General features: G+C 59.4%; 12 protein-coding genes and 1 tRNA gene. 6 read left to right on the top strand and 7 right to left on the bottom strand.

All coding sequences use genetic code 11. The annotated features are described in order from the left end of the window. Positions 1 to 29: 29 nt before the first annotated feature. Positions 30 to 2,327, bottom strand: a complete 2,298-nt coding sequence (gene bglX / locus BLR20_RS17825) for a beta-glucosidase BglX (protein WP_054993324.1) — start codon at positions 2,325 to 2,327, stop codon at positions 30 to 32. A gap of 321 nt (positions 2,328 to 2,648) precedes the next feature. Here bglX and BLR20_RS17820 point away from each other — a divergent pair, with 321 nt between their 5' ends. The 6 genes from BLR20_RS17820 (at position 2,649) to BLR20_RS17795 (ending at position 8,781) form a co-directional block, all read left to right on the top strand. Further along, positions 2,649 to 3,341, top strand: a complete 693-nt coding sequence (locus BLR20_RS17820; protein WP_054993325.1) for a TPM domain-containing protein — start codon at positions 2,649 to 2,651, stop codon at positions 3,339 to 3,341. A gap of 26 nt (positions 3,342 to 3,367) precedes the next feature. Next, entirely contained in the window at positions 3,368 to 3,985 is a 618-nt protein-coding gene (locus BLR20_RS17815; RefSeq protein WP_010433894.1) for a TPM domain-containing protein, read from the top strand. Positions 3,986 to 4,404: 419 nt separating this feature from the next. Continuing rightward, a complete protein-coding gene (locus BLR20_RS17810; protein ID WP_054993326.1) occupies positions 4,405 to 5,625 on the top strand; it encodes a class I SAM-dependent methyltransferase in 1,221 nt (406 codons plus the stop codon). A gap of 151 nt (positions 5,626 to 5,776) precedes the next feature. Then, on the top strand, positions 5,777 to 6,925 hold the full coding sequence (gene yiaY / locus BLR20_RS17805) for an L-threonine dehydrogenase (RefSeq protein ID WP_032614818.1): 1,149 nt from the start codon (positions 5,777 to 5,779) through the stop codon (positions 6,923 to 6,925). 24 nt (positions 6,926 to 6,949) lie between these two features. Then, positions 6,950 to 7,396, top strand: a complete 447-nt coding sequence (locus tag BLR20_RS17800; RefSeq protein WP_054993458.1) for a GNAT family N-acetyltransferase — start codon at positions 6,950 to 6,952, stop codon at positions 7,394 to 7,396. Positions 7,397 to 7,515: 119 nt separating this feature from the next. After that, positions 7,516 to 8,781, top strand: a complete 1,266-nt coding sequence (locus BLR20_RS17795; protein WP_054993457.1) for a pectate lyase family protein — start codon at positions 7,516 to 7,518, stop codon at positions 8,779 to 8,781. Between the two features lie 139 nt (positions 8,782 to 8,920). Here BLR20_RS17795 and BLR20_RS17790 read toward each other — a convergent pair. The 6 genes from BLR20_RS17790 to atzF form a co-directional block, all read right to left on the bottom strand. After that, positions 8,921 to 8,994: transfer RNA gene (locus BLR20_RS17790), tRNA-Gly, on the bottom strand. A 158-nt stretch (positions 8,995 to 9,152) separates the two neighbouring features. Further along, positions 9,153 to 10,034: an alpha/beta fold hydrolase gene (locus BLR20_RS17785; protein ID WP_054993456.1), complete on the bottom strand. Its 882-nt coding sequence runs from the start codon at positions 10,032 to 10,034 to the stop codon at positions 9,153 to 9,155. A 116-nt stretch (positions 10,035 to 10,150) separates the two neighbouring features. Next, complete coding sequence (locus tag BLR20_RS17780) at positions 10,151 to 10,843, bottom strand: pseudouridine synthase (RefSeq protein ID WP_010433878.1); 693 nt, start codon at positions 10,841 to 10,843, stop codon at positions 10,151 to 10,153. Positions 10,844 to 10,878: 35 nt separating this feature from the next. Continuing rightward, complete coding sequence (locus BLR20_RS17775; protein ID WP_032614827.1) at positions 10,879 to 11,115, bottom strand: cysteine-rich CWC family protein; 237 nt, start codon at positions 11,113 to 11,115, stop codon at positions 10,879 to 10,881. A gap of 41 nt (positions 11,116 to 11,156) precedes the next feature. Then, positions 11,157 to 14,492 carry a dermonecrotic toxin domain-containing protein gene (locus tag BLR20_RS17770; protein ID WP_054993455.1) on the bottom strand — a complete coding sequence of 1,112 codons (3,336 nt, stop codon included), beginning with the start codon at positions 14,490 to 14,492 and terminating at the stop codon, positions 11,157 to 11,159. A 129-nt stretch (positions 14,493 to 14,621) separates the two neighbouring features. Continuing rightward, a complete protein-coding gene (gene atzF / locus BLR20_RS17765) occupies positions 14,622 to 16,436 on the bottom strand; it encodes an allophanate hydrolase (protein WP_010437071.1) in 1,815 nt (604 codons plus the stop codon). Positions 16,437 to 16,469: the final 33 nt, after the last annotated feature.

Raw genomic sequence — 16,469 nt, 5'->3', positions numbered from 1 at the left:
AACGCTCGTGAACGCGCCATGCACAGGGTTTACAACAGATTGAAGGTCGCTTCTTTCACTGCTTGCGAGTCCAGGCCGATCATGACCTTGAATTCGCCAGGTTCTGCCACGTGCTTGAGCTCGCTGTTGTAGAACTTCAGGTCGTCTTCACTGAGGGTGAAGGTAACAACCTTTTCTTCTCCAGGCTCAAGCATCACTTTCTCGAAGTTCTTCAGTTCTTTTACCGGACGGCTGATCGACGCCACTACGTCATGCAGATACAACTGCACAACGGTTGCACCGGCTACCTTGCCGGTATTCTTCACGGTCACGCTGGCCGTGAGCTTGCCTTTGCGCGTCATGCTGGCGTCCGACAGCTTGATGTCCGAGACGTCGAACTGGGTGTAGCTCAGACCATAACCGAACGGGAACAGCGGGCCATTGGGCTCCTCGAAATAATGCGAGGTGTAGTTGCCTGGCTTGCCTTCGTGATACGGACGGCCGGTGTTCAGGTGCGCATAGTAGACCGGCAGTTGACCGATCGAGCGCGGAAACGACATGGCCAGCTTGCCCGACGGGTTGTAGTCGCCGAACAGCACATCAGCCACGGCGTTGCCGCCTTCGGTGCCCGGGAACCAGGTTTCGAGCATGGCGTCGGCCTGTTCCTGTTCGTCGACCAGCACCAGCGGACGACCATTCATCAGCACCAGAACCAGCGGCTTGCCGGTGGCTTTGAGCGCCTTGATCAGGTCACGCTGCTTGCCCGGAATGTTCAGGCTGCTGCGGCTGGCCGATTCATGGGACATGCCACGCGACTCACCGACCACGGCAACGATCACATCGGCCTGCTCGGCGACCTTGACCGCTTCGTCGATCATTTCCTGCGCTGGACGCGGGTCGATCTCTACTTCCTTCTCGATGAAGTTCAGGTAGTTGAGGACGTGTTCGTTGTCACTGACATTGGCGCCGCGTGCGTAAACCAGCTTGGCCTTGTCGCCGACGGCATTGGCCAGCCCTTCATATACCGTCACCGACTGGTTTGGACGACCGGCTGCCGACCAGCTGCCGAGCATGTCGAGGTGACTTTGCGCCAGTCCGCCGATCACCGCGATGGTGCCTTGTTTCTTCAGCGGCAGTGTCTCGTTCTGGTTTTTCAGCAGCACCAGTGTCTTGCGCGCCACATCGCGAGCTTCGGCACGGTGCAGGCGGTCATCGGAATAGGTATCGGCAGGGTCATCGGCGGCAACGCCGATGCGACCGTAAGGCGAGGCGAACAGGCCCATGTCGTATTTGGCACCCAGCACTTCACGCACGGCGCTGTCGATTTCCTTCATGGAGACCTCGCCGTCTTTCACCAGGCCGGGCAACTGCTCGCCATAGGCCGCGTCGTTCATGCTCAGGTCGACGCCCGCCTTGATCGCCAGCTTGGCGGCCTCGCGGAAATCCTTGGCCACGCCGTGGTCGATCAGCTCCTTGAGTGCGCCGTGGTCACTGATGGTCACTCCCTTGAAGCCCCAGTCCTTGCGCAACAGGTCCTGCATCAACCATTTGTTGGAGGTCGACGGGACGCCGTTGATCGAGTTGAGCGCAACCATGATGCCGCCGGCGCCGGCATCGATGCCGGCCTTGTAGGGCGGCAGGTAGTCCTGGTACATGCGCGTCATGCTCATGTCCACGGTGTTGTAATCGCGCCCGCCTTCTACCGCGCCATACAGCGCGAAGTGTTTGACGGCGGCCATGATGCTGTCGTTGGCGGCGACGTTCTTGCCCTGGAAGGACCTGACCATCACGTCGGAAATGCGTGACACCAGGTAGGTGTCTTCACCGAAACCTTCGGAGCTGCGGCCCCAGCGAGGGTCGCGGGAAATATCCACCATGGGGGCGAAGGTCATGTCGATACTGTCGGCACTGGCTTCTTTGGCCGAGACCCTGCCCATCAGTGCGACGGCGTCCATGTCCCAGCTGGCGGCCATACCCAGGCTGATCGGAAAAATCGTGCGATGACCGTGAACCACGTCATAGGCAAAGAACATCGGAATTTTCAGGCGGCTTTTGGCGACTGCGGCTTCCTGCAGCGGACGATTTTCCGAACGGGTAATCGAGTTGAACGTGCCGCCGATCCTTCCGGCGGCAATTTCCTTGAGAATTTGCGGCTGTGGCATTTCCGAACTGATACTGATGAGTCGTAGCTGACCGATCTTTTCGTCCAGAGTCATTTGTTTCATGAGTTTGCCGATGAAGGCATTCTTGGCCTGAAGCGTTGTATTGTCCGTGGCGGCAGTGGTCTGGGCCATCACCGACTGACTGGCCATACCGACCAGCAAACCTAATAAACACAGCTTATTCATGAATGATTTCTCAAGGCTTTTGTCAGTAACTCGCGTTTAATGTCCGACAGCCAGTTTTTGGGTTATGGACCTTTGGCGTTATGGTTCGCACGGGATGCAAGGATAGTTGCTATCCGCTTCACTGTACGAAGTCTCCCCAAGGTGTGTACGAAAATGGCGGTTTGAATGATTTTTGTACAGACCCTGTTCGATGAAATAGTGATCGCTTCAGGTGTTGGCGGTGGATTATGCCGGGGAACTTGTGTTTTGGCTAAGGCGGGTCGTTTCAATGGATTCAAAAAAACACTGGAGGTCTGGATTTTGAAGTCTGTTTCACAGTGGATGCTGTACGTGGTGATGCTGTTGGGAGGGGTATTGCGTGCCGAGGCGGAGCCATCCGCACTGGTTTTTCCGCCGATGACCGGCAGTGTGGTGGATGCCGCACAAATGCTCGACAGCCAGACTACGGTTCGTCTGGCCAGACTTCTGAGTGCCCATGAAAAGGCGACCGGGGAGCGGGTGGTGGTCGTGACCCTCGCTGATCTGCAGGGCACGAGCATCGAAGAGTTCGGCTCCCGGCTCGGTGACACCTGGGGCCTGGGGCTGCACGGCAAGGATGACAGTGTTCTGCTGGTGGTCTATCGCGACAAGCGCAAGGTATTCATGGAGGTCGGCGATGCTCTGAAGGATCGTCTCAATGACGCCCAGGCTTCTCTTATCATCGACATGCTGATGACCCCGGAGTTTGACGACAACCGGTTTGCCATCGGCATAGAGCGCGGCACGCGCGCGATCATCGCGGCATTGGGTGGGCAGATACCCGATTACCCTGAGCCGACCAGGCAGATATCCGAATATGGCGAACAGACCAATAACGACCAGGTCTGGTTGATCGGTATCGTGTTGACGCTCATTGTGCTGGGGATTGTAATCATCAGCGTCAGACGCGGTGGCGCCACCCGGTCCTCGCGCGACAGAGCCGCTGATCGCAGTGGCGGACGTTTCGGCGGTGGCGGTGCTTCAGGCAACTGGTAGCTGATTGATTCGGGAATGAGGGAACCATGGCTTTACTGAACAAAGACGAACAGCGGCAGGTTGCCGAAGCGATTGACCGCGTCGAGCAGCGCACTGACGCCGAGCTGGTCACAGTGCTGGCTTCACGCGCCGATGACTATGCCTACATGCCGCTGATCTGGGCCGGGCTGATCGGCCTGCTGCTGCCGGGCACGATCAATTACTGCCTTCAATGGCTGAGCGCGGACGAGTTGATGCTCGCGCAGATGAGCACGTTCATTATCGTGGCACTGGTATGTCGTCTGTCGAAGGTCTCGGCGTTGCTGGTGCCGCTTTCGGTGCGGCGCTGGCGGGCCGGAAACCTCGCGCGCCGCCAGTTTCTCGAACAGAACCTGCACAAGACCCACGACGGAACCGGCATTCTGGTGTTTGTCAGCGAGGCCGAACGGTATGTCGAAATCCTGGTTGACCATGGTATTGCCAGTCGTCTGCACAACGATACCTGGAAGGCGATGGTCGACGTGTTTACTCAACAGGTCAGAGATGGACAGACTTTGCAGGGGTTTCTCGGCTGTATCCATGCCTGTGGCGAGTTGCTTGCCGATCATGTTCCCGTGACCCACGGCAGAAATGAACTGCCGAACAGGTTGGTGGTGCTGGGATAAAAGCAAAGGTGCGTCAGAGGATGCGCGTTACATCGTGGAACGATGTCATGTACGTCTTCAGTTGTTCGACAAGCTGGCTGATCAGTGCAGAAGAGTTGGCTCGTCACACGATCCGATCCAGAAAGTTGTAGAGCGAGTTGTAAACCTTTTTGGCCTCTTGTGCCCAAAGCGACGTTTTATCTGATTTTTGTAATCAGCCACTGCGACTACCACTGTGTTTTTATGCCGCGCAAGTAAAGGCGTGCGGTTTTCGGCGCAAATCTTTTTTAACGGGTATATGCGTTTCGCATGGGTGTAAGGACCGTGCGAGCAGTCGGCGTGGTCGCTGAAAATTAGAGGTGCCCTTGACGTGCCGACGCGCCTAAAATGCCGGTCTGGTTTTTTCGAGTCCCGGTCGGGACACTTGAGGCACATTTTCAATGTCAGTCATTACCCCCACGTCATCCGGCACTGCGACCGATCACCTTGCGCAGTTCCTGGGGCTGCTGGACATCAGCCTGTCGCAGAACTCGCTGGTCAAGCTGGTCCTGGCCAAACACGTGGGCAGCGAGGCCGATCTGCAGCGGATTATCATCAAGCCGCTGACCGTCAAGGGGCAGCCCTGCCTGAGCTTCGTGTATCGCTACAAGACCCGCGATATCACCAGCAACTTCGCGCTTGCTGAAGCCGTGGAGGTCATTGCCGGCCTGATACCCGCGTCGTTCAAGAACGCGCATCTGCTGTCGCTGAGCGACGAGGTGCAGCTTGAGTTCAGCAAGAAGGGCAAGACGACGCTGTTCAAAAGCAAGGCTCAGCAGGAACGCCAGGCCCCTTCGGCAGGGCATGATCGCGAGAAGAAGCGCTACCTGGAGCTTACCCGGCCATTCCTGACCGACCTCGGTGTGACCAATCGGCAGCATGAGCTGATTCCGGCCATGTCGCGCAAATGGAAGCAGATCAACAAGTTCATCGAAGTGTTTTCCCATGCATTGAGCTCATCGCCGCTCAAGCTCGATCAGCCGATCAAGGTCGCGGACTTCGGCTCAGGCAAGGGGTATCTGACCTTCGCCATCCACGATTACCTGTGCAACACCTTGCAGGCGCAAGGGCTGGTAAGCGGTGTGGAGCTGCGCGAGGACATGGTCACGCTGTGCAACGAGGCGGCGGCGAAGCTCGATCATCCAGGCCTGACCTTTGCGCAGGGTGACGTGCGTACAGTGGCGCCCAGCGCGCTGGATGTGATGATCGCGCTGCACGCCTGTGACATCGCGACAGACTATGCCATTCATATGGGCATTCGCTCCGGCGCCTCGATCATCATGTGCTCGCCGTGCTGCCACAAACAGATTCGTCTGCAGATCCAGAGCCCTGCCTTGTTGAAACCTATGCTGCAATACGGTCTGCACATGGGCCAGCAGGCCGAGATGGTCACCGACAGCCTGCGCGCGCTGTTGCTGGAGGCATGCGGTTACGAAACCAAGGTGTTCGAGTTCATCTCGCTGGAGCACACCAACAAGAACAAGATGATCCTCGCGGTCAAGCGTGCCGAGCCGGTCGATCCGGCCCAGTTGCTGGCACGCATTCAGGAGCTCAAGACGTTCTACGGCATCAGCGAGCATTGCCTGGAAACCCTCCTCAGGAGCGACGGCTTTATAGGCTGAAAATAGCCGCCCTGTGCGCAGTGGCCGAAGAGTCTGCGACCAACGGTCTGGCGTTTGACTGCTTCGTTGCGCTGGGTCAATGGTTGTACCTCGCGCTAGGCGGATGCTTGGTTTATCACCCAAGCATCCGCGCTACCCACGAGGGTCCGTCATGATCAGCACCTTTTTCATCCCCGCTGTGAACATCATCGGCACTGGCTGCATTGATGAAGCCATGCTCGCCATACACAAATACGGATTTCGCAAGGCTCTGATCGTCACGGATGCGGGACTCGCCAAGGCTGGAGTAGCCAGTCAGGTCGCCGGGCTGCTGGTGGAGCAGGGCATTGACTCGGTCGTGTACGACGGTGCCCGCCCCAACCCGACCATCGCCAACGTCGAGAACGGCCTGGCCTTGTTGCAGGAGCGCGAGTGCGATTTCGTCATATCGCTGGGCGGTGGCTCGCCCCACGACTGCGCAAAAGGCATTGCCCTGTGCGCCAGCAATGGAGGGCACATCAGTGACTATGAGGGTGTCGACCGGTCGGCAAAACCGCAGCTGCCGCTGATTGCCATCAATACCACCGCCGGCACCGCGAGTGAAATGACCCGCTTCTGCATCATCACCGACGAAGCGCGGCACGTAAAAATGGCGATCATCGACCGCAATGTCACGCCGCTGTTATCGGTGAATGATCCCGACATGATGGTCGCCATGCCTAGGTCGCTGACCGCCGCCACCGGTATGGACGCCCTGACTCACGCAATTGAAGCCTATGTCTCCACGGCTGCCAACCCGATCACCGATGCCTGCGCCTTGCAGGCCATGGCGCTGATCGCCAACAATTTGCGCGACGCATTCAACAACGGAGCAAACATCACAGCCCGCGAGAACATGGCCTATGCCCAGTTTCTGGCTGGCATGGCGTTCAATAACGCCTCACTGGGCTACGTGCATGCCATGGCGCACCAGTTGGGTGGCTTCTATGATTTGCCACACGGTGTGTGCAACGCGGTATTACTGCCACATGTGCAGCGCTTCAACGCCAGCGTAAGCGCTGCACGCCTGACCGACGTTGCGCACGCCATGGGCAGCAACATCCGTGGGCTCTCTCCGGAAGAAGGCGCTCAGGCGGCCATCGACGCCATTCGTGCATTGTCGGCTGCTGTGGAGATCCCGGCAGGCCTTGCTACGCTGGGCGTCAAGGAGGAAGACTTCCCGGTGTTGGCCACCAATGCCCTGAAAGATGCCTGTGGCCTGACCAACCCGCGTCCTGCCGATCTTGAGCAGATTCAGGATATATTTCGCCAGGCACTTTAATCATTCCTGCACAACGGGCCTGCCATGGACATGCTTCGGCCATACACCCTCGCAGATCGTGAGCGTTGTCTGGATATCTTCGACAGCAACGTCCCGCGCTACTTCGACCCTGCGGAGCGCGAGCAATTTGCCCGTTTTCTGATGGCTCCGCTGGGCCAGTACTTCGTAGCCGAGCGTGACGGCGAGCTTGTCGCCTGTGGTGGATACCTGGTGCTGGCAAACCCTGAAGTGGCAGAGCTGACCTGGGGCATGGTCATCAGCGGCCACCACGGCAGCGGCCTTGGCCGATTTCTGACCAAGGCCCGGCTGCAACGCATGCAGGCGTTACCGGGCGTCACCCGAGCCTTTATCGATACCAGTCAGCATGTTCAGGGGTTCTACTCGAACCTGGGCTTTGCCGTGGTCTCGGTCGATGTCGACGGGCATGGGCGCGGGATTGACAGCGTCAGGATGGAGCGGGTGTTTTCGTGAGCGAGGCTGCCTGAACGCAGGCTGACCAGCTCCATGGAAGCGAAGCAGGCCAGGCCGCAGTCCGTTTAGCATCCAGATTGTCCTCGCGAATCCCGCGAGCATGACGGGAAGCTCAACCGATGACGCCCCTGCGATCTCTTTTGCAAAGCGGCTATCTGAAGATCGCCGCCACTCTGGTTCTGCTCCTGTCAGGCGCGCAATGCTTGCGGGCAGCAGACATGCCTGAAGGTTTCGCCAAGGGCGTGACCGGTGGAGGCTCCGCTGCTGCCGTACATCCTTCCACGCTGGATGAACTTCGATCAGCACTCTGTGCGTCGCATGACTCACGTGGTGCCTGCACCGATGACACACCGCGAGTGATTGTTCTGGACCATACGTTTGACTTCCGCGCGAGCGTAATTGCCAACGGCAATACCACAACCACCGAGCCTGGCTGCGTAGTGAAGCCGTGCCCGCAGGGGGGTGAGCAACTTGCACTGAATGGCGCCAACGACTTCTGCCAATCAAGGCCACGCGTCATGGTGACCTACGACAACGCGGGATTGAAACCACTGAAAGTCGGCTCCAACAAGACGTTGATCGGGGTTGGCGACAAGGCAGGTATTCAGGGCGCCGGACTGTTCATTGGCGACGGCGCGCATAACGTGATCGTTCGCAACCTGACGCTCTCGGATATCAATCCACGTGTCGTATGGGGCGGTGATGCGCTGACCCTGAACAAGGCTGATGGCGTCTGGATCGATCACAATACCTTCGCGCGGATCGGCAGACAGATGATCGTGACTGGCTGGGGCGCGGCCTCTCACGTGACGCTCTCCAGTAACGAGTTCGATGGCCGTACACCGTATTCATCTACTTGTGACGGTCATCATTACTGGGTCTGGCTGTTCCTCGGCAGTCAGGACACGCTGACGCTGTCGAGAAACTACGTTCACGATACCTCAGGTAGAGCACCGCATTCAGGCGGCATGAACAATGCGCAGGTTCGTGCCCAGCTGGTCAACAATGTCTTCCAGCGCATGACCTATCAAGGCGCAATCATGTCGCGCACCTCATCGTCACAGCTGCTGGTCGAGGGAAATGACTTCGAGAACGTGGCTCACCCGCTGTATAACGATGTGGACCAGCCAGGCACGGCGTTCGCCTTGTTCGATCCGGCTTCAAAAGCCGCCAATGATGCGTGTATGAGCGCGATAGGCAGGCCTTGTATGGCGAATCAGCAACAGGATAGCGGCGGCGACTATCGCCCGCAGGACGCCTCTGCCTTGCAGGCGTTCCGTGAGTATCGGCAGTATCTGGTGGTGCCGGTTTCGGCGGAAGAAGCCAAGGCGCGGGTGCCGGGAGAGGCGGGGGTGGGGAAAGTCAGTGCCGGTCTACTGCAATGACTTCGATGTTTGAGTTGCATTGAGGTGTTTCTGATGGATTTGCTATCTAAGAGTGAACGCGGGGAGAGGGTGATACTTGAGTGGAAAGTAGGACTGGCGAATTTCAGGAGGGCAAAGCAGATTTTGTGACGGACTGAAGTGGAGCGGGTAGAGGGAATCGAACCCTCAACTAAAGCTTGGGAAGCTTTCGTTTTACCACTAAACTATACCCGCTCTGAGACCCGCTCTGAGCGGCTGACTTTGTACCAGAACCCTGCCCCGATTTGAAGCGCTAATTTCACCCCACAGCGCTTTACATGCTGATACTCACCCTGAAAACCAACCGTCAGATGACAATGCTCCGCAGCTGACGGTGGCTTCGTGTGTGGTTTTCAGAAGGTCAGGGCCGGATAGCCCCAAGCGCGGTTATGCACGTCGCGTGACACCTGTGCCGGTTGCAGGAAGTTCATCAGCACCTGTTTCGAGTCGCGGCAGGCGGCCTTGTGTTCCATGTCCAGAAAGTGGCCTGTGGCGTCGATGGTGCTGAAGCTGCAATGGCGCAGGTACCGGGAGAACTGTGCTGCGTCGTGCGCGCAGGTGTATTCATCCAGGGCGCCGTTGATGAACAGGACGGGGACAGTGATGTTCTTGCCTGCGGTCAGGTAATTGTCCGGGTCGAGCTCCAGGACCTGGCTGAAGTGGTAATGCATCTGGTCATACTCGTGAGTATCCAGGCTGCTGATATGACGGAAATTGAAGCGCTTGAACAACGTAGGCAGATGCTTGCCGACGGTGTTGTTGATCAAGTGGCCCATGTCATAACGGTTATGCGCGCCCAGATGCGTGATGCCGTGACACAGGTAGTCATGCATCTTCTCGTTGATCACTGGGGAGAACGAGCTGATCACCGCGCTTTCGATGCGTTTCGGCCGATGCGCCAAGGCAACCAGCGTGGCTGCGCCGCCCCATGAGAACGACAACACGTGCTCGGCGTTGAAATGGTCGATGAGTTCCAGCAGGAGCTGGCCTTCCTCTTCCCGCGACAGTGGCGCTCGGTGTTCATTGTGAGGCTTGGATCGACCCGAGTAGGGCTGATCGTAAAGCACCACGTTGAAGGTCGGGTAGAGGTTGCGGACGGTCTGGGTAAATGACGCCGTGGTGGCCAGTGAGCCGTTGACCATAATGATGGTCTTGGCGGCGACGTCGGTGCGATAGAGCTCGGTATAAACCCGAAATTGTCCTTGTATGTCGAGCACTGCTTTTTCTGGCGACATAGTTTTCACTCCTGGCGTAGACAGGTATGCGTGCCTATGACATTGCCCGCGTTTCGTGACAGACATGCGATAGTCGATCAAAGGCCCGTGCCGATCCGACCAGCGTCCGCCAGGCGTCAAAAAAGGCTGATTTCTCCGGCGTTCAGCGCGCGATAGCTGCCTGGGCGCAGGCCGGGGTCCAGCGCCAGCGCGCCGATGTTTTCCCGATGCAGGCGCAACACTTTGTTATCGAAGTGGCCGAACATTCGTTTCACCTGATGATAGCGGCCTTCGACAATGCTCAGGCGCGCACTGCGCGGCCCCAACAAGGTCAATTGCGCCGGCTGTGTGGTGAGACCTTCGAATGCGAAATACAGGCCTTCGGCGAACTTCGCGGCGTAGCGTTCGTCGATCGGTTGTTCGGTCTCGACGTAATACACCTTGGGCATCTTGGTCTGCGGCTGAGTCAGGCGTCGCGACCATTGACCATCGTTGGTAATCAGCATCAGGCCGGTGGTGTTGAAGTCCAGCCGTCCGGCGATGTGCAGCTCATGCTTGTCAGGCTCGTCCAGCAAGTCGAGCACGGTCGGGTGCTGCGCATCGCTCGTCGCGCTGACGCAGCCTTGAGGCTTGTGCAGCATGAAGTAGCGAGGGGCCTTGCCTGCCTGGAGGATTTCCCCATCAAGCGCCACACAACTGAACTCGCGTACTTCGTGATGCGGGTCGCGGGTTGCCTGACCGTCTACCTGCACCCGTCCACTGGCCAGCGCCAGGCGCACTTGCTGACGATTGAAGCGTGGCAAGTTGCTGAGGAAACGATCAAGGCGCATGGCGATAACGGCGAGCAGAGGACGGGGTGTGCATCTTACTCTGTGGCCCGGCGTGCCTGGGGAAGCGGTGCCGCATCCTCGATCCCGGCGCAGCGCGGGCACAGACAGGCCTTGTCGCGAAGGTTATCCGGCAGGGCTGCCAGCAATGCAGGGTCGATGCTTTGCGAAAAGCACCAGCAGGGCTGGTCCACGGTGCGCGGATCGGCCAGGCTGCATTGGTTGCTGAAGCCGCACAAGGGGCACAGCGCGGTGTCAGGAGAAGCCGTTGTCATGTCGGAGGTAAGCGCCGTGCTGGATGGTCGGGGTATTCGGTTCAGGCCATATTAGCAATCACCGAGCTTGCTGTCGGGGCATGATAGACGGGTGAGCGGTTCATCAGCGCCGATATCGCCGCACACCGGCAGTGCACCAGCAATATTCTGTCGTAATGAATGCCATGAATGGACAGGCTTTCGAACAGGTCGGCCAGCGATGGCGGGGGCATGCCGAAGCGGTTGCGCACGGTCAGAACATCCATCGGCGTCGGCGGCAACCAGCCGCGCAGGGGCGACGCGCGTGAGTTGCCCACCACGCTTGCGATCTCGTCATAGCTCTCGCTGGTCGTCGTCTGAAACTTGGACAGGCTGTAGTTCTTCAGTCTGCCGGGCAGCGACGTGCCTGCTATCAATTTGTCGGTGAGAAACAGTGGTTCAAGCGGCGTAGGCTGCATCACGCTGTGCTCTGCCGTGTTTGAGCGTGCGAATGGCCGGGCATTCTTGTTGACGACTCGATGCAGTTTCGGGTCGATCAGTTCGTAACCATGAGGTGCGTAGGTGCGAATCTCGGTGCCATTGGGGATTTTCACGGTTCGGGACCACGGCGTGTAGTACCCGTGGCTGCTGACCACCAGCGTCCGCGCCTGACCTCTGTCGGACGTCCATAAAAGGAATCTTCTTCCCAGCTTCCAGGCGTGCACTTGCAACAGGTTTGACGAGACGGCAGTGCTGACAGTCCAGCGCTTGAGCAGGGCGTCGCTGTGAAAGAATTTCTCCAGACGGGTCTGGCGCGGCGTGACAAATTGCCTGCGCAACGGCCGGGTGCCGAACGCCCGATCGAGCGTAATCGCTACGGTTTGGGAACTGCTCACGGCAGGTTTGACGATTCGGCTCAGTGAGCGCAGCAGCCTTGGCGTGGGCGGAGCCAGTTGCAGCAAGCCCAGCGTCAACGTGGCCAGCAGCGCCTGGTTTTTCTCTGCGTAACGACTGCCCGGCAGATGGGCTGCAGCAATGGCCATCGACGTGATGCCAATCTCCGTCGCCAGGGAGGCAACGAGCGCAGGTGTCAGCAACAAGGACATCGGCACCAGCAGCCGCTGCAACTGCTGCAGCCGGTCGGTCCAGTCCGCCAGTGTTACCTGCGTTGACGTGACGACCTGATCCTCTGCGTCATCCAGCGCGTTTTGCTTGAGCAGTTGATGCAGAAAAGCAAATGGGGTGCTCTCCAGACTTTTCTCACACAACGAGTGGCTCATGGCCTGGCGCGTGTCCGGGTTGTACAGCGCGTCGGCCCAGGGGCGAAGGATGGAAACGGGCGGGTTGGGTGCCTGTGTCCCGCCCCACAATCTGAGCAGGTAGCCCAGGCGCTGGTGATGACGGCGGGGAACATAACGCATGACCGCCTCACGCCATTGCGGATTGGCCGTTGCCCGGCTCAGATGCTGCTTCAGCGTCGTGTCATCTGCAAACTCGATGAACGCATCGGCGTGGCCCACCTGATAAAGCACGTTCGGCAAGCCCGGCTGCTCAAGTACCAGCAGGCCGGTGTACTGCTGTTGCATGCCGTCGGTCAACGCACCCTGAACGAAAAAACCGAGTGACCGCCAGTTATGAGGAGCAGGGTGCGCGAGAGTGTCCACGAGCAGATCAAAGGTGCCGCGCGTGAGGCTGCCGCGCTTCAGGCTGATCAGTGCCTGGCTGATGAAGGCGGTTCTGAACGCCTGTTCTATGGCGGCTCTCTGCTGATCCCAGAAGTCGTGGATACGCTGGGTCATCCAGGTCAGAAAGTCGAAGGCTCTGATGTAGTCCTCGAGCGCCTGCGGGTTGATAGCTAGCGCCTGCCCCTGCTCACTGTCGCCCTGGCCGGTGGGGTCGAAGAACACCACGGTGGCGCCGCCGTGATCGATGTAGCCAGCCGGATGATCGACTCGGTAATTGCTGATCAGCGCCTCGCTCAGGCTGATCGGCCTTGGGTCGGGCGTGTGAACATACGTAGGCGGCAGCCGAGGGTTGCCCAAGGGTTGGCTCGAATAGCCGGGTTGATAAGCGATGAACACCTGCTCGGGGTTGAGCGTCAGCGCATAGTTCTCCTGTAGATAGCCCGCCATGACTTGCCCGGCCATTTTCGACGCAACCGGTATCTGCTGCAGAATGGTTGGCTGTGTCTGCCACAGGTCTGCTGCACCTGCCAGCGCCAGGCTGCGTGCTACTGGTCTGAGCAGGTCGAGCGTGCTGCGCGCGTGGCTGTCGGCAAGAACCCCGGCAAACGAAGCCTGGGTCAGTGCGGTGAACAGGTCGCCTTCGATCAGCGGCGCCTCGACAACGATACCTGCATGCTGCTCAAGCGACAGAAAGACCTGACCGTACAGCCCTGAGGCGTTCATGGCTGCCAACAATCGGCTGCTCATCTGGTGTGGATCATCGCTGATGTATTCGATGACGTTACCCTTGGCACCCAGGATGTGAATGAAACAGTGTGATGTGGTTTTCGAGCTGATCTGAAATATCTCCCGCACCTGTTTGCCATTCAGCGTCAGAACCCGGACCTCGGATTTTTCCCCTCGTCCACTCAGGCTCAGCCTGTTGGTGTCGACGGGAAAGCGGTCAAGCCCCATTGCGTCCAGCGCCAGCCAATAGCCGTCCCGACTGATGTGTCTGTGTTTGAGCTGTCGAGCCAGGTTGTCAAGGAACGCCAGCCGCGACAATGTGCGCCAGGTTGCCTCGTGTCGGGCCTTGAACGCCTCCAGTACAGTGTTGTAATTGCGCTTGAGCGGCAGCTCGCCAATCAGTTTGAACATCTGCGCTGCCGTCAGCGCGGGTGTGTCTTCGCACAGTGTGAGGTCGGCAAGGGTGCTACGCGACAGCGCCTGGAAATGCTCGGGCGCGAAGCTGGCCAGCGCCACATCGGTCAGCGACAGGCTGACGCTGTAATGCTCGTGCCCATCGTCGTCCACAGCAGGTCGGTCATCGTTGCTGAAGGTGATCTGCAGGGCGTCCGGATCGAGTGCCTTGCCGCTCTTCTGCGTGAGCAGCGTGGTCAGTTGCTGGCGAACGTAATCTTGTCGGGTCGGTGGAAAGTCCATGTCCAGTTGGCAGGCTTTCAGGAGCAACGTCGAATCGGCAATCAGCTGGAAACCTGCGCTGTTACGCATGGCGCTGAGTTGTCGCTCGATATGTGGCGCGGTGTCTTCCGGCTCGCTTTCTTCGGCCACCGCAGGCGACGGCGTTGGTTCGGGCGCTGGAAAGCCGTCCGGCAGTATAAACGGCATTGATGCGTTCAGCGTGTCGTGTCTGCTACTGCTGTGCTCGGGGCGCAGAACGCTGGTTTGCTCCAGCAGTAAAGAGGACGGGTGAAACAGCGTGTCCTGGCGAAGCGGACTCCAGATGGGATTCATGACGTGTGGTCAAAATGAATGAATGCCCATTATTTCGGGAGGCGCGATCGGGAAGGTCATAACTATGTATTGCGACTTCCCGTCGCGCTGAAAGAGTGAGGCGGCACGCCCCAGCATGCCGCCTTGCGCTTACTGCGGTTGTACGTGCGCACGCCAGCCGCCGAGATGGCTGATGTCGCGGGCGCCCTCCAGGCCATAGGCTTCGCAGATGAAACCGGTCTCCCAGCGGCCGTCGGCCAATTGCACCTTGCCCAGCCCGAGCGGTGCCGGAATGCCGGTCAGGAACGACCCCAACTCGATACTAGGCAGCTCCCAGACTTCCACATCGATGGCCACGCCCTGTTCGGCCACCCGCACCATGCCAGGCCGGAAGGGCGGACCTCCGGCCAGGGCATACAGCCGATAGTCGGCCGAGCTTTGCGTGGTTTCCAGCAGGCGTGCGCCGCGTTGCCTGAGCTGCCAGTTCAATGCCAGTCCGTCCAGATGGGCACCGCAGACCACCAAGCGCGCCATATCGTTGCGTGCAGTGTTTTGCGGCATAGGCGGCCGAGGTGCTTCGCCACCAATCAGGGGCAGGGCGGTTTGCCGCTGCAAGGCGTCTGCCAGGCTGAGCAGGTACTGATCGGTGAATGCCCGTCCGAACAGCGTCACGCCCCACGGCAGACCATTGCCCATGAACGCGCTGGGCACGGCGACGGCGGCGTAGTCGAGCAGGTTGACGAAATTCGTGTAGTAGCCCAGTTCCGAATTGCGCAACACCGGCTCGGCCGCCAGCTCTGCCGATGTCACCGGGCGGCCGATGCTCGGCGTCACCACGCACTCCAGGCCTTCAAGTACCCGATCGCACGTCGCCTTGAGCGCTTGCAGGCGGTATTGCGCTCGAAACGTATCCACCCCGCTGACCTGTGGAGCCTTGGCCAGCACGTCGCGAATCACCGGCAATACCGCGTCAGGGCGTTCTTCCATCAACTGCCCGGCGACGCTGTAGCGTTCGGCCACCCACGGCCCCTCGTACAACAACCGCGCCGCTTCGAGAAACGGTGACAGGTCCACACTGACCGCTTCGCCACCCAGCGCGATAAGGTGGTCGATGGCTGCACTGAACAGCTTCGGCCCCTCGGTACAGCCGAAGAACTGCAGGTCCTCGGCGCGGGGTACCCCGAAACGAAACGGACGAGGCGTGCCGAACGCAGACGCGTCGTTCCATAACGGGTTGCGACGGCTGTATTCATCGCGCGGATCAAATGCGGCGATCAGTGCCAATAGCTCGCTGGCTTCCCGCGCCGTGGCGGTGAAGGTCGAGACGCAATCCTGCGTGCGGCATGCGGGCACCACACCCGCTGTGGAAATCAGCCCCTTGCTGGCTTTCATTCCCACCAGGTTGTTCAGTGCCGCGGGCACTCGGCCCGAGCCGGCAGTGTCGGTGCCCAGCGAGAAGCTGCTGACCCCCAGTGCCACGGCCAGCGACGAGCCGGCGCTCGAACCGCCAGACGGGTACTCGTTCAACACGCTGTTGGGGCAGGCGCCATAGGGCGAGCGGCTGCCGTTCAAGCCTGTGGCGAACTGGTCCAGATTGGTCTTGCCCATGGGCACGGCACCCAGTGCGATCAGGTGCGCGACGACGCTTGCCGAGTGCTCGGGTGTGTAGGCGTAGTCCGGGCAGGCAGCGGTGGTTGGAATGGCTGCCAGATCAATATTGTCCTTGATCGCGAAGGGCACGCCGAACAGCGGCAGGTCTCTGGGATCGCGATCATCCAGCGCGGCCAGGTAAGGCTCGAGTTCAGCCGCGCTAAGCAGGTGGATGAACAGGTGATAATCGCTGTTCAGCCGGGCGGCTTTCTCGCGCAGCGCCAGAATCAGCTGACGCGGGGATACCTGGCCGGACTGGTAGGCCATGCGTACGGTGTCCAGGCGCAGGTCATTGGGCAGTGCTGTGTCGTTCATGACGGGGTTCCCTTGAAAGTGAAAAGTGGGTCG

This window comes from Pseudomonas congelans (genome assembly GCF_900103225.1).
Classification (GTDB): domain Bacteria; phylum Pseudomonadota; class Gammaproteobacteria; order Pseudomonadales; family Pseudomonadaceae; genus Aquipseudomonas; species Aquipseudomonas congelans.
Note: the sequence above shows the minus strand (reverse complement) of the source record. Positions and strands in the feature narration are given on the sequence as shown.

Excerpts from the sequence above, each read along its gene's own strand:
- yiaY (WP_032614818.1), top strand. The coding sequence starts at position 5,777 with ATGATCAGCACCTTTTTCATCCCCGCTGTGAACATCATCGGCACTGGC.
- bglX (WP_054993324.1), bottom strand. The coding sequence starts at position 2,327 with ATGAATAAGCTGTGTTTATTAGGTTTGCTGGTCGGTATGGCCAGTCAG.
- BLR20_RS17775 (WP_032614827.1), bottom strand. The coding sequence starts at position 11,115 with ATGACAACGGCTTCTCCTGACACCGCGCTGTGCCCCTTGTGCGGCTTC.
- BLR20_RS17795 (WP_054993457.1), top strand. The coding sequence starts at position 7,516 with ATGACGCCCCTGCGATCTCTTTTGCAAAGCGGCTATCTGAAGATCGCC.
- BLR20_RS17820 (WP_054993325.1), top strand. The coding sequence starts at position 2,649 with ATGCTGTACGTGGTGATGCTGTTGGGAGGGGTATTGCGTGCCGAGGCG.
- BLR20_RS17800 (WP_054993458.1), top strand. The coding sequence starts at position 6,950 with ATGGACATGCTTCGGCCATACACCCTCGCAGATCGTGAGCGTTGTCTG.
- BLR20_RS17810 (WP_054993326.1), top strand. The coding sequence starts at position 4,405 with ATGTCAGTCATTACCCCCACGTCATCCGGCACTGCGACCGATCACCTT.
- BLR20_RS17785 (WP_054993456.1), bottom strand. The coding sequence starts at position 10,034 with ATGTCGCCAGAAAAAGCAGTGCTCGACATACAAGGACAATTTCGGGTT.
- atzF (WP_010437071.1), bottom strand. The coding sequence starts at position 16,436 with ATGAACGACACAGCACTGCCCAATGACCTGCGCCTGGACACCGTACGC.
- BLR20_RS17770 (WP_054993455.1), bottom strand. The coding sequence starts at position 14,492 with ATGAATCCCATCTGGAGTCCGCTTCGCCAGGACACGCTGTTTCACCCG.
- BLR20_RS17815 (WP_010433894.1), top strand. The coding sequence starts at position 3,368 with ATGGCTTTACTGAACAAAGACGAACAGCGGCAGGTTGCCGAAGCGATT.
- BLR20_RS17780 (WP_010433878.1), bottom strand. The coding sequence starts at position 10,843 with ATGCGCCTTGATCGTTTCCTCAGCAACTTGCCACGCTTCAATCGTCAG.